General features: G+C 70.9%; 11 protein-coding genes. 7 read left to right on the top strand and 4 right to left on the bottom strand.

Annotated features, from left to right (window positions below; all coding sequences use genetic code 11):
* Positions 1 to 882: 882 nt before the first annotated feature.
* From ABZ906_RS39840 to ABZ906_RS39830, 3 genes are all read right to left on the bottom strand, one after another.
* Complete coding sequence (locus ABZ906_RS39840) at positions 883 to 1,047, bottom strand: sigma factor-like helix-turn-helix DNA-binding protein (protein ID WP_361391174.1); 165 nt, start codon at positions 1,045 to 1,047, stop codon at positions 883 to 885.
* 842 nt (positions 1,048 to 1,889) lie between these two features.
* Positions 1,890 to 2,729: a hypothetical protein gene (locus ABZ906_RS39835; protein WP_361391148.1), complete on the bottom strand. Its 840-nt coding sequence runs from the start codon at positions 2,727 to 2,729 to the stop codon at positions 1,890 to 1,892.
* Positions 2,726 to 3,541: a sigma-70 family RNA polymerase sigma factor gene (locus ABZ906_RS39830; protein WP_361391145.1), complete on the bottom strand. Its 816-nt coding sequence runs from the start codon at positions 3,539 to 3,541 to the stop codon at positions 2,726 to 2,728. The genes ABZ906_RS39835 and ABZ906_RS39830 overlap by 4 nt, the downstream gene beginning before the upstream one ends.
* Before the next feature lie 2,238 nt (positions 3,542 to 5,779).
* On the opposite strand from ABZ906_RS39830, the gene ABZ906_RS39825 reads away from it, so the two are divergent.
* From ABZ906_RS39825 to ABZ906_RS39810, 4 genes are all read left to right on the top strand, one after another.
* Positions 5,780 to 6,283 carry a hypothetical protein gene (locus tag ABZ906_RS39825; protein WP_361391142.1) on the top strand — a complete coding sequence of 168 codons (504 nt, stop codon included), beginning with the start codon at positions 5,780 to 5,782 and terminating at the stop codon, positions 6,281 to 6,283.
* Between the two features lie 595 nt (positions 6,284 to 6,878).
* Positions 6,879 to 7,205 (top strand): hypothetical protein, encoded by a 327-nt coding sequence (locus tag ABZ906_RS39820; protein WP_361391139.1) that lies wholly within the window; start codon positions 6,879 to 6,881, stop codon positions 7,203 to 7,205.
* An 89-nt stretch (positions 7,206 to 7,294) separates the two neighbouring features.
* Entirely contained in the window at positions 7,295 to 7,672 is a 378-nt protein-coding gene (locus ABZ906_RS39815; protein ID WP_361391136.1) for a VOC family protein, read from the top strand.
* 361 nt (positions 7,673 to 8,033) lie between these two features.
* Positions 8,034 to 8,222, top strand: coding sequence for a hypothetical protein (locus ABZ906_RS39810; RefSeq protein ID WP_361391133.1), 189 nt, complete (start codon positions 8,034 to 8,036; stop codon positions 8,220 to 8,222).
* Here ABZ906_RS39810 and ABZ906_RS39805 read toward each other — a convergent pair.
* On the bottom strand, positions 8,133 to 8,420 hold the full coding sequence (locus ABZ906_RS39805) for a transposase family protein (protein ID WP_361391171.1): 288 nt from the start codon (positions 8,418 to 8,420) through the stop codon (positions 8,133 to 8,135). The genes ABZ906_RS39810 and ABZ906_RS39805 overlap by 90 nt on opposite strands.
* A 375-nt stretch (positions 8,421 to 8,795) precedes the next feature.
* Between ABZ906_RS39805 and ABZ906_RS39800 the strand changes: the two genes are divergently transcribed.
* From ABZ906_RS39800 to ABZ906_RS39790, 3 genes are all read left to right on the top strand, one after another.
* A complete protein-coding gene (locus tag ABZ906_RS39800) occupies positions 8,796 to 9,986 on the top strand; it encodes a histidine kinase (protein ID WP_361391130.1) in 1,191 nt (396 codons plus the stop codon).
* Complete coding sequence (locus ABZ906_RS39795) at positions 9,973 to 10,644, top strand: response regulator transcription factor (protein ID WP_361391127.1); 672 nt, start codon at positions 9,973 to 9,975, stop codon at positions 10,642 to 10,644. Before ABZ906_RS39800 ends, ABZ906_RS39795 begins: the two co-directional genes overlap by 14 nt.
* A gap of 222 nt (positions 10,645 to 10,866) precedes the next feature.
* Positions 10,867 to 12,150, top strand: coding sequence for a serine hydrolase domain-containing protein (locus ABZ906_RS39790; protein WP_361391124.1), 1,284 nt, complete (start codon positions 10,867 to 10,869; stop codon positions 12,148 to 12,150).
* Positions 12,151 to 13,096 lie beyond the last annotated feature (946 nt).

Genomic DNA, 13,096 nt, shown 5'->3' with positions numbered 1-13,096 from the left:
TCTCTAACCCCCACCAACACCCGGGGCGCCGTCCGGACCCCCGCCACCACCGCGCTTGGGCATGGTGCGCGCCTCTCGGGGGCGCCCACACTGGCGGGGCCCCCCCCTCCAGGTCGGCATCGCGCAGGTCGGCGCCGGTGAAGTCGCTGCTGGCCGCCTCCACTTCGGCCCGGCCGCGGGCCGACTCCTGTGCGGTGCGGCAGGCGTGCTCCAGGCCGTCGACGAGGTCCCGGGCCACAAGACTCACCCCGCCGTCGCCGGCGGGGGCGCTCTGCAGGAGGGGCACCAGCTCTTCGCACGACGCAGAACAGCTCGGCCGCGGCGCGGGCCAGCCGGCCTCCGGCCGCGGCGAGGTACCCGGCACGATGCCGTGCGGCCGCGCTGCCGGGGCGGGGCAGGCGCAGCAGTTCGTCCAGCCGCCGGACCAGCTGCCCGGCCACGTCACCGGGGGCAGCGGCGGGCTGGTCCTGGCTGCCCGGGGCGTCCAGCTGTCCGAGGATGCGCAGGGCGGTGCGCAGGGCGGCGGCCAGATCGCCGGGCCAGTACCGGACCAGGATGTGCAGCGTCTGGTCACGGTGCTCGAGCCGGACCCGGGCGGGGCGGTCTTTGAGACTGCGGTCCGCGCCGCGCGGGCCAGGTTCCGCCGGGTTGCCGGCCGGGGCCGGTGGGTGCTGCTGGTCGAGGCGGATGGCCACGGCGGTGCCGATCTCGCGGTGGGCCGAGGCCGGCAGACGGTCCAGGGCCCGGCCGGGGCGGGCGAGCTCCGGGGGGCGTCCCCGGCCGTCAGCCGGTCGTGCACGGCGGTGGCCAGCTGCGCGTGTGCCGACTCCAGCAGGGCGTTGAGGATCATGCCGGCGGTCGTGGGCGGCGGCGGGCTCTTGCTCATGGTGCTCCCCTCGTCGTGTCGTCGTCGCATGGTTTTTCCAGGGACAGTGCGGTTTGGAGGGCGGTGCGGGCGCGGCTGAGGTTCTGCCGCACGGCCGCCTGCGTGGTGCCCATGGCCCGGGCGCTTTCCTGCGCGGTGAAGCCGTCGAGGTGCCAGGCCAGCGCGCAGCGCTGGCCTGGCCGGCAGGGTCAGCAGCAGCGCGATGAGACGGCGCTGCTCCTCGCCGGTCTCGGCTGCCCGGGCGCGGGTCAGGCACTGCAGGACCGCGGCGGGCTCCGGCACTTCGGCGCAGCAGTCCTGGGCGCTGACCTGCTGGCGTACCCAGGACCGCCGGGCCACGGTGCGCAGCCAGGCCTCGGGGCGGGAGACGGACACTCCGGGTGCGCACATCTGGGTGAAGGCATCCCGGGCGGCGTCCCGGGCCTTGTTCCAGGACGCCCCGTTGAGCAGGAGGAAGCACACGAGTGCGGGGTACCGGGCGCAGTGGAGAGCTTCGGCCAGGTCTCTGCCGGGCAGCGGGACACACGTCTCGTCCGCGCGCTCGGCCACGACGGCTTCACTGCCGGCTGCCGTGTCCATAACCTGCACCCCCTGCCCGGGGCCCGCAGGCAGGGCGGGGCAGGAAGGCCGACTGCGCCCCGGCCGGGCCCCCGGGACGGCACTGCGCAGGCGTCGGGCGGCCGGTCCCCCCGGTGATCCGCACCAACCCTGTTCGCACAGCCGCAAGGCAGTGAGCGGTCTCCACCACGGCGCTCACCGCACTGACGCATACGGTCACCGCTCCCCCGACGACCACGGGATCCACTGCATTGTCTCCTGTCTGTCCTCGCTGCCGAGGTGAGCCGCACCGTCCGTGCACCCACAACAGTGCATGGACGGGCGGGAGTTGTGACATCTGCCTGGCGGGAAGCGCACGCCCCGAGGCCCGCAGGGGCTCTCCCGCGCGCCGGCGGCCGGCGGCGTCGGGGAGCGCCGTCCTGCGGCTGCGGACCAGGCGTCCCGGTCAGTGACGTGCGGTCTGCCCCAACTCCCCTCGCAGGAAGGGCAGGCCGCCGGCGGTGCCGTGCGGGCCGGCCGGCTGCGGCCCGGTGTGTTCGCCGGCCGGGTCCGTGCTCCGGGTGTCCTCCCACATGGTGCAGTGCTGGGTGTTGAGCCGCGCGGTGATCTGCGCGGCGAAGTCCCGGCCCGGCACGGGCAGGGCGATGTCGGGCTGGCGCAAGTAGCCGACGGCGACGGCGGTGGGCACGTAGGCCATCAGCTGGCTGACGGCCCAGGAATGGGGCCTGCGCCCGGGAGTCCGGGCCAGATTGCGCAGGACCCGCAGGATGGTGGCGGTGGAGGAGGTGGCCTGGCGGACACCCGGGTGCCACTCGACCTCGGGCACCTCTTCCTCCTGGGCCTGGGGTTCGGTCGGCAGCGTGTAGTCGTCGTCGGCGCTCTGGCCATGCCACCAGGCCGCCACCTCTTCCTCCCCCAGGGAGAGGTGGTGGAGGTAGAGGCAGTAGGCGGCCACGGCCTGCCCGGCCCCGGCGGCGTACTCCCACCAGGCCCGTGCGCCGTCGCCGGTCTCGGTCAGCTGCAGCAGGCAGGCCAGGACCAGCGCGCTGCGCGGCTGGGGGACCTGCTCGGTGACGAAGTCCGCGAGTGCGGAGGCAGGGGTGTGCACGACCAGGGTCTCGCACAGGGAGCGCAGGTTCTCGGCGGCTTCCGTGTACCGGTGCTGTCTGCCGGCGGGAGCCCCGGCCGGGGTGTGGTCCGCCCGGGAGAGGGGGACGATGTCGCGCGGCACGGTGCGATCGCGTACGAGCAGGGCCCTGGATAGCAGGTCGGCGATGGCTGTCATGCGGTGTCCCCTTCGGCGGAGGCAGGGTTGATGAGGCCCTCCAGGTAGCGGCTGGCGTGCCGCTCATCGGAGTGCACCGACGCCAGCGGCAGGCCCAGGAGCGCCGAGGCAGCCCGGTCGCTCATCCCGCACAGGTAGCGCAGGACGATGACGTCGAGCTGGTTGTCGGGCAGGCGGCTGATCGCCGCGAAGAGCTCCAGGCTCTCGGTCAACTGCCGCAGGCGGTCGGCAGGCGTGGTGCGCGAGCGCAGCGCGGCGGTGTCGAAGACGGCCCCGCCCAGGCTGGGCCGGCAGTCGTGATGCGGAGTGCGCGACATCACGGTGGTGCGCACGATGCTCCAGGCGAAGCGCCGCGTGTCGGGGCTGGCGAGTGCTTCGTTCCAGCGCAGCCACAAGATGTCGAAGGTGTCGTCGACAGCGGTCTGGCACCTGAGATCGTCCAGAAAGCACGAGGCGTAGAACCAGTAGTGTTCTTCGACCAGTTCGCGGAAGGCCGCCAGGTCCAGGGGCGGGATTCCAGGGGCGGCGGTCAGCGTCTTCTCGCCGGAGCGCTCCACCCACTCCCGGCTCTTGCGGGCCTCTTCGAGAGCGGCCTGCCGCCACAGCCGGTACAGCGGCCAGTCGGGCAGCTTCAGCTCGGCCGCCAGACTCAGGACGATCTCCCAGCGCGGGTACAGCCCCATCCCCCGCAGCATTTCGGACAGTTTGGACTTGGCGAGGCGGACCCGCACGCTCAGCTCGCTCAGCGTCAGTCCGCTCTCCAGGTAGGCGCCCCGCAGAGGGTTCAGCCAGGCCTGATGGGTGGTGCCCACGCCGGGCGCTATCGGCCCGAGCTTGCGTCCGGGCCGTCCGGACGGCGTTGGCGGATCGGGAGGGGTCGTCACGGGGCGTTGCCCCCCTCGTCCCGCAGCGACGCCCCCAAGCCGGTGCCGCGCCGGCCGTCCGCCCGGACAGCACCCGTGATCTGCTGCACCGCGGGCCGGCGGTGCACCGCCGGCCCGGGGGTTGGTGCGAGAGCGGCGATCACAGCGGCCCGCCCGGACGCCGCCGCGGCGACGCTCCAGGCAACAACCGCTGCGGCCGTCGGGACGAGCCCCAAATACGTACGTTCCATTGATCTCTTTCCAGAGGTGCGGACGAAAGCAGCCCTGCGGCGCATCCGGGCACCGCAGAGCACCCGGGGCGGCAGGGTGCCGAGCCCGCCTCACCGGGAGGGCAACAGCATGGAGCGGCGCGCGCTGTTACGCCACGTGATCAGTGATTCACGGAACAATGCAGGTCGTTGAATGCGCACGAATGACCGGATCCTGCGCAAGTGAGGGCAGCCCGGCACGCCTTCGCGTGGTTATTCCGGGTTCCCCTTGCGACGGCGCCCCAGGCGCCCATCAATTGGAACCTGACACCCAGAGGTGTCGGCCTTCCATCCGGAAGCCGCTCCCGTGCCGAGAAGTTGGGAGCGAGTGCAACCGTTCCCGCCTGGCCTTGTATGGAGGCCAGGCGGGAACGGCCGATACCCGCGCGCAGCACGAGGACACCCCGGCGCCGACCCGCACCACCGGCTATCCGGCCAGGACACGGGCAACGCAGGCACCGGGGACGATCTAACGACCCGCGACAGAATGCCGGCAACGCGGCGCGCCCGGCATCTTGTGACAGCCGACCCCTACCGGCGGCGTGCAACTCGCGGCCACCCGCAGCGAATCAGCCCCGGTCTTCCCCTCCGCGCCAGGGTGCGGTGCTGCGGCCGTCGCCGGTCTCCCGGCACACCTGCGGGCACCAAGCCGGCCCGGCGCCGCGTCGCGGGAGGCCTGCCTGTGTTCCTTCCCGGCCTCCCCCGTCTTCCTCCTGCTCCCCCTGCAACCCGAGCCCGGCCCGACGCCTGCCAGCCAGCCGATCGGCCGCGGTGACGGGCCAGTCCGGGGACGGGCAGGCTGTTCCCGCAGCGCTGCAGTGCCCTCATGGCCCCACCCGGATCCGGGCGGGGCGGCAGGCAGGCGACCGCAGGCGGGGCCGCGGCCCGCCGGTTCCGCGAGGACGGCCCGGGCCCCGCCCGCAGGCCGCGCCGGCCCGTCCTCGCGATACAGCCCCGCCCCGCACATGCGTCGCCCCCCGCACACCGCGGGTCTTGCCGCCTCCGGTCCGGCGCCAGGGCACACCCCGCACGGGTTCGCCCTGCCGCTGCCGGGGGCGCGGCTGCTGGTACCCGACGAACCGACGAGCGGCCTCGACCCGGCGCTGGCCCACGCCCCCGGGCAGCCGGAAGCCCGCGCGACAGTCCGACGGGCACCGGTCAACGCGGCGGACGGCCTGCACGCAGGGCCGGGACCGGCGGCCGCGCAGAGCCGTTCGCGCGTGAGCGATCACGCCACGGTGCACCGCTGCCGGCAGCCCAGCCTGACTCTGCCGGGGACCCTGCACGGGGCCGGGTGCCGAGGCTGCGCAGGACCGGGCCGGCCCTCTACCTGATCTGGGCTGAAGCCTGCACAACGAAGGAGTTGAGAAACGCCCGTGCCTCGACCGACCTCCTGCACAGTTCTTCGCGGTCCGCGGCGCGGTGAAGAGCACCGATCATTCCGATGGTGTGCTCGGCCCGTGCATGCAGGTCGCCATCGGGCGGGCCTGCCCGGAGCTGTTTCGTCGACCGATACAGCTTCCGAGGCGCCGTTGTCCCACCCCCCCCCGTCCCGGTGAGCAAGCATCTTCCCTGACCGCGCAGATCGCACGGGCAGGCACCCCGGCTGCTACCACGGCGAAGAGGGTGAGAGACCCGATGGACAGGCTGCGGCGCGATGAGGACGTCGCCGACTCATACCCGCGCGACGAACGGCTCGACGGAGGAGGCCAGCTCCCTGCTCGTCGGTGCCACGCCCTTCTGGATGCCGTCGCGGACGCCGTCGGCTGCCGTCTGTGCTACGGAGGGCTTTGTCTCTTTGGAGAGTCCGGCATCTTGTGCACGCCCCTCCGCCCGTCCTGCACAGCCGGGGTTGTGCACGGCTCCATCTCCTGCACATCGGCTCCCCAACTCCGCCGTCGAGCTGTAGCGTTGAGCTGTGAGCCTCGAAGACGATGCCAGGCGTCGCGAAGAGCAGCGCCAGGCCCGGGCGGAAAGCACCCGCCGGCGTGAAGAAGAGGCCGCGGCAAAGGGCGCAGAACCGCTGGCCGCGTTGCTGGCCGAATTCGCGGAGGCGCTGCGCCGGCGCAACGTCCCCACCATCCCGGTGTACGACTTCAAGGTCGTGAAGCTGCGGGAGAGAACGGAACGCCGCCCCACCCGCACAGTTCTGGGCAGAGGATGGCTGTTCTCGTCCTACCACGACGACGGTGAGAGCTGGTCGAGCCACACGTTGTTCCTCATGGCCGACGGAGCCACATTGATCGAACCCTACACAGGCAGAGAGATGTCCCGCCGCTGGAAGTTCCCCCGCAGCTTCTGGCCCCGCGGCCAGTTCGTCTGCCAATACCGGCCGTTCAGGCTGTCTGCCAACCCCGGACGGGCGGAGACCATCGAGGCGATTCGAGAAGGCATGGTGCGCTTCCTCGACTCGCGCGCATAATCAGGCGGAGCGTTCGATCACCGCGGTGGCGGCAACGCCGCACCGGCCGGCTGCGGCTCCTGCCGGGGCCCGCCAGCCGACCGCACCACGCGGCCCCGTAGGTTTGCCGGGCCAAGACCGTCGGCCGCTGACCAGCCGCCAGAGGTTCCCCGCAACACGGCGGGATGCGGCCGCGGAACTCATGCCGGCCATCTCGAAATCGATTGCATGCCATGACCGGCCCGGACGCAGGGACGGTCGGCGGGGCGCATTGCGCACAGCCCGCCAGGGGCGACGGACCCGGCCAGCCGGCCACATGCGTGCGTGCACCAGCCGCAACCGCGGCAAGAGCAGCGGATGCGAGGCTAGGGGCGCGACTCCTCCCGCCACAACGGATGCAGCTCATAGGGCAACGCCATGGTCATCAGGACGACGGCGGCATCCAGGGCCGGCCACGCCCTCGGGCGTGCAATCCTGCAGGCGCACTGTGTACGCCTCCACGTGCTCCAGCCGGCCCGTCACCGCCTGCAGCCGGGCCCGGCAGCGTCTTGGTCCGGGCGGTATGGACCAGCTCAAAGCCGCTCTGTGAGAGGTGGATTGCCAGTCCTGCGGTGTCTTGTCCGAGCTGAAGGGAGCGGTAGTGAAGTGGTGGCTCACACAGGGCGACACCGGGATCGGCGAGCTACGGCAGTACGCAGTCGACCAGCCAACGTTCCTCTGCCACTTCGTCCCCGGACCCGGATGGGAAGAAGTCCGTGCGCTGTTCGAGAGCTGGGCGGCCCTCCGCGGCCCGGACCCCGACGGCTCTCGAACAGCACAGGCCGTCAAGCCCATCATGGACCTCGGACTCACACTGGTTCCCGAAGACGAAGGCCGGCCCCTGGCGCTCTTCAAAGAGTGCATCGTCCGTATCGACGGCGACACCGCCCGCGTGCGCTGCTGACCTCAACGAAGTCGCCGACCATAAAGAACACGCTCAGGGCTGCCGGAAAATGGATCGTCAGGGCAGGCCAAGCCACCTACCGTTCCGCCATGCAGATCGTTGTGACCCTGGACTGTGCCGACACCGAAGCGCAGGCCGACTTCTGGCTTGCCGCGCTCGCGCCGCTGGACTACCGGCGCGGCTTCCACGGACCTCCCTACCTGAGCCTGGTCGGGCCCGCTCCTGCACCGTCCCTGCTCCTGCAACACGTCCCGGAACCAAAACACGGCAAGAACCGCATGCACCTCGATCTCGACTTCGGCACCGCGGACCTGATGCCCGAGGTCAACCGCCTGGAACAGCTCGGTGCTACCAGACTCTCCGAAGAACTCAGCGAACACGGCTTCCGCTGGATCGTCGTCGCCGACCCCGAGGGCAACGAGTTCTGCGTATTCGACCCCCCGAACGCCACCGGCACCGCACCGTAGCCACAGCCAGGCAGGGGCCCCACCCCCCGCCCGGCCCGCCGAACCGCGAGCGGACGGCGAAGGGAGGGACCGGCCAGCGGGCAAGCGAGCGACATCGAAAGTCATCGCGATCGATCACGCCGGGAGCCAACCAGTGACTCCCCCGCACGCCTCGAAACGACTCCCGCTCAGAGGCTCTGGTCCACTTTGTGTGGCCGCCTCACCGACAGTGATGTCAAGGGCATGTGCTGAGATTGATCTCGCTCTGTCAGCCGTCTGTTGGGAGACCTTGTCGATGTCTGCGTACGCGTCGCTGAGCCGTGCTCTGGCGGAGGCTTTGGGCGATGTCCTCTGGTTCGTTGAAGGATGCGACGACGACCAGATGAACCAGGATGACGCGGTCAAGGTCCTGGAGGGCGTCGCCCACCTGGCGACGCAGTTGTCGAGTGATCAGCGAACCGAGCTCATCGAACTGCTGCACTCAATGGCCGAGGAGGAACCCGATCCCCTGCGCCGCGAATTCCTGGAGGACTTCCCCGCGGGGTTCGGCCTCGTCGAGGAAGACTCCTGACCTGCTCCTTGCTCGTAGAGCAGGTCTCGTCCTGCGTGGACAGGAGCCCTCCGCGCAGACGAACCGGCGCACCCGCAATGCCACCACGACGGGCTTGCCCGCGGCCGGCAGATCCCGGGGAATCCGCAGGTAGGAGCCATGTACTCGTCCCGACAGGCAACCGCATCCCGGGCAAGTCGCCTGCCGGGCAGTGGTCAGGCGTCGCAGCCCGGCTCACTGCGGCGATCATGGATGTCATCGGCGGTGTGGCGAACGCCGAACTGCGCGAGGACCAGGCGCCGATCGTCGCCGGCCTTCCGGGACCGGTCCCCGCAGCGCCAGCCCTCGGTGGCAGGTCCATCCCCGCGCGCAGGGAGCAGTACTCAATCAGCTCGGCCATTGTGATGTGGGGGGGCCATTCCCAGCGTGAGCGGGGCCGCGGAAGACCTCCGCAGATCCGCGTCAGCCGTTGCCTGCATGGCAGCCGGGAGTCACGCGGGCCGGCCGCGGCCCGGGGGGGGGGATCCGCAGGCGTCGAACGGGTCGCTCTTTGGAGTGACGCAGAGCGGCGCGTGAGGTCCTAGTCTCAAGCGGATGAACGTGTTCGAAGGCAGGTGGCCCGCTTGGGCTGGTGATGCCGGGTTGGTCGTGCTGACGTTTGTGCCGCCCCTGCTGTCGCAGCCGTACGTGGACACCTCCGGGCCGGCGTGGGCGTCGCTCCTGGGCTTCGAGGCCGTGGGAGCGGTGGTCCTGATGCTGCGGCGCCGACTGCCGGCCACCGCCTTCGTGGCGGGCTTCGCGGCGCTGCTGGCGGCGCTGGCGGGGAGCGCGGGCGCGGGGGCCAAGCTGTCTCCGCTGATCTTTCTGCCGCCGGCGGTGCTGCTCTACAACCTGGGCAGTCACTGCACCAACTGGGCACGGACCGTGTGGGCGGCGGGCGGCGCCGGTGTGCTGACCGCAGCCGGTTTGTGGGTGAACCGACTGACCACCGAGTCCGGTGACTTCCAGGGAGGTCTGGACGTTCTTGCCGCGCTGGCCCCGATGCCGCTGGCGTGGGTGCTGGGATTCGCCGCCCGGACCCGGCAGACCCTCCTTGCCGCGGCCGAGCGGCGGGCGGCCGACGCGAGCCGGGCCCGGGCCCTGGAGGCCGTGCACGCCACGCAGCGCGAGCGGGCGCGGATCGCCGGAGAAATGCACGATGTGGTCGCGCACTCGCTCACCCTGCTGGTCGTGCACGCCGAGACACTGCGGGCCCGCGGCGGCGAACTGCCCCACTGGGCCCGCGCCCAGATCGACGGGCTGGCGACGGCGGGCCGGCAGAGCAGCGGCGAGCTGCGTGCTCTGCTGCGGATGCTGCGTGACCCCGCGGACGCGGCCCCGCTGCAGCCGGTGCCCGGACTCGGGCAGCTGGACGGGTTGCTGGAGTGCCACCGTGCCGCAGGGGGAACAATCGAGGTGCAAACAGAGACCGCGCTCCAGTCGCTGCCGGGGCCGGTGCAGTTGGCGGGCTACCGCATCGTGCAAGAAGCACTGGTCAACGCGCGCCGCCACGCCCCCGGCGCGCCGGTCCGGCTGACCCTCGACGACGCCGCCGGAGAGCTGCGGTGCGAGGTCGTCAACAGCCGCGCGGCGCGGCGCGCCACACCCGGCGCGGGGGCAGGAATCGGTCTGGTCAGCATGCGCGAGCGGGTGGGCGCACTGGGCGGAGAACTCACCGCCGGACCGACCAATGACGGCGGCTTCCGTGTCCTGGCCACGCTGCCGCTGGAGCATGCGGATGCCTGAGCAGATCAGCGTACTCGTCGTGGACGACGAGCCGGTCATCCGCGCCGGCCTGAGCGCGATCCTGGACAGCCAGGCCGACCTCACCGTGGCGGGCACCGCCGATGACGGCGAGGAAGCCGTCCAGGCGTGCGCCCGGCTGCGGCCGGACGTCCTGCTGATGGACATCCGCATGCCGCGCCGCAACGGGCTGTGGGCGCTGGAGGAACTGGGCCGCCGGGGACTGCTCGGGCCCGGACGCAGCCGGGTGCTGATGCTGACGACATTCGACCTGGACGAGTACGTCGACGACGCACTCGCCGCCGGCGCCTCGGGATTCCTGCTGAAGAACAGTGCCTACGAGGAACTGACCGGAGCCGTCCGCGCCGCGGCAGCCGGGCACAGCGCCCTGAGCCCCGCGGTCACCCGGCGGATCATCGCGGGCCATCTGCGCGGCCGGCGGCAGCCCGACGACCAGGAACTGGCCCGGCTCAAGGACCTCACCGAGCGGGAGCTCGACGTGCTGCGGCTGGTCCGGGACGGGTTGAGCAATGCCGAGATCGCCGCCCGGCTCGTGCTGAGCCTGCACACGGTCAAGACGCACGTCAGCCGGATCCTCACGAAGACCGGCTGTCAGAGCCGGGCGCAGGCGGCGGTGCTGGCCCGCAACACACTGTCCTGACCGCCTTCGGCGGGCGGGACGGCGGGCCGCCCCGCCCGCCGAGATCATTCCAAGGAGTGATCCGGCGCCGGTGAGAAGCCCGCCATCGAGCGATGTGCCGGGCGGCCGCCGCTGGCTGAATGAGTGCTGCGCACAGGGACCGCCGGGGAAACCGCTCAGCGAGTCAATGCCCGGGGTTCCGCGACGCACCAAGCAACAGCCATGCGCCGAAAGGGAAATGCCATGTCCGCATTCACGTCGTCCCGTCGTCACCGGATCCTGCGAGGGGCCCTGGGCGTGACGCTGGCGACCGGTATGGGCGCGGTACTCATGGGCTGCTCGGAGTCGCCGTCGCACGGCACCGGGCCATCGGACGGGGCCAGGCCCTCTGCCGGGCACAGCGCGGCAAACACGACGGCCGGCAAACAGTTGACCGGCCTCGCGCAAAAGGCGGCAGACGCAGGCTCCCTGGGCGTCATCGTCCGGGTCGACACCGGCACCGGAAAGCCGGTGGAGATCGCCCGGCAGGCCGCCTGGACAAAGGACGACCACCGCCTGGCTGCCGACGACCGGTTCCGGGTCGGCTCCAACACCAAAACCCTCACCGCCACCCTCGTCCTGCAACAGGTCGCCGACAACAAGATCGGCCTCGAGGACACAGTAGAGAAGTGGCTGCCCGGCCTGGTCGAGGGCGGCCAGGACATCACCGTGCGGATGCTGCTCAACCACACCAGCGGCCTGGGCGACTTCCTGCTCACCCCACAGTTCCTGCCCTCCCTCACCGGCCAGGAACAGCGCACGTGGACGCCCCGGGAACTGCTGGCCGTCACACCGCGGCAGAACCCACCGGCCGAGCCCGGCACGAAGTACTCCTACAGCAACGCCAACTACGAGGCCCTCGGGCTCATCCTGGAGAAGGCCACCGGCCAGACCCTGGCCGACCAGATCGAGGAGAAGATCACCAAGCCGCTCGACATGAACGACTCGAACCTGGCCACGGGCGCCGACTGGAAGGCCGGGAAACCACACGTGCGCGGCTACGAACCCGATGCCGGGCGGCTGAAGGCCATCCTCTCGGGCACGGTCGACCTGCCCCAACGCGTGGGTTTCGACGGCCCGCCACGCCCCAACGACAACATCGACACCTCGGCCATCGACCCGAGCTGGTCCTGGGCAGCCGGCGGTATGGTCTCCACCGCACAGGACTGGCAACGCTTTTTGACCGCGCTGGTCTCCGGCGAGCTCCTGCCAAAAGAACAGATGAAACAGATGCGCACCACGGTCGACGCCCCCGAGGAAGGCGGCGGATACGGCCTTGGCCTGATGAAGGTGGACACACCGTGCGGCACCGTCTGGGGCCACACCGGCGGACTGCCCGGCTACTCCAGCGAGATCTACACCGACACCGGCGGACACCGCAGCATCGCCGTCCTGACAGCCACCAACTTCGGCATCAAGGAAAAGACAGCCGCCTCCGCGAACAAAGCACTCGTCACCAAGGCCACCTGCCACATGCTGGGCAAGTAACAACCCCGCACAGCCCCGCCACCGAACAGCCGCGGACGAAAGCCCTGACCTCCCAGTCGCCACGCGACCGTCCGCCGCCACGACCGTTGCAACACCCCCCACACAACCACATCCCCCGACCGGGCCGACCCGCGGTATGCCGTGCAGGTCATGCTTCCGAAGAACGACGGCGCCCCCAGGACCAGGTCGGGGACCGGCTTCCCGTCCGGCGAGTTCTGCAACAGCTCGACGTACTCCTGATCGACCGCCACACCGGTGACGCTCTTCAGCGTCTCCACCCGACGACCACCCAGCTCAATCTGCCAACGCGAATCGTGCGGTCTTGTTCGTCATTCAGATCGTCCCCTCACACGTGGTCCACTCCCGATGATCACCCCGGCCGCAACGGCGAGAGTGGCGGGTGATCCAGGCTGCGGCCGGCATCAAGAGTGACGGCCTCGCTGATGGACCTTAGGGGCCCTGCGAGCGGCCGGCGCCGACACCGTCCTCACCGATCTGCAGGACACCGACCGTCTGACGAAACTCGTGAACGGCCCCTGCTGAGCTTGAGATTTAACCTCTGATGGCTATGTCGGCGAGAGGTAGCACCAAGAAGCGAGCGGGTTCGTCGCGAACTGAAGCTGGAATCCGCGGAACCCGCGCGTGAGCGGCCGCTCCATGAGGGAGAGTACGGCGGGTTGCACTGCTCGCCGTGGCTGGGCTCCGAGCGCCACGGTCTCCGGCTGCACCGAGTCGGGCGGACTTCTCTACAGCAGGGGAAGCTGGAGGTTCAGCTGGCCGTCGAGCGGGACCTGCGGACTACCACCCTGCAGCCGCGTCGTTGCCTCCGGCGCCACCCGCTGCCACCCAGAGCCATTGGCCGTGCTCTTCTCTTGACCGCTTCGCGTCGATCTGCCCGAAGCTCACGGCGTGCTGTCCCAGCGTACGCAGCAGGGATGTTCCGAGG

Source organism: Streptomyces sp. NPDC046925 (assembly GCF_040644915.1).
In the GTDB taxonomy this organism is placed as follows: Bacteria; Actinomycetota; Actinomycetes; order Streptomycetales; family Streptomycetaceae; genus Streptomyces.
The sequence above is the reverse complement of the archived record's forward strand: the minus strand, read 5'-3'. Positions and strand labels throughout refer to the sequence as shown.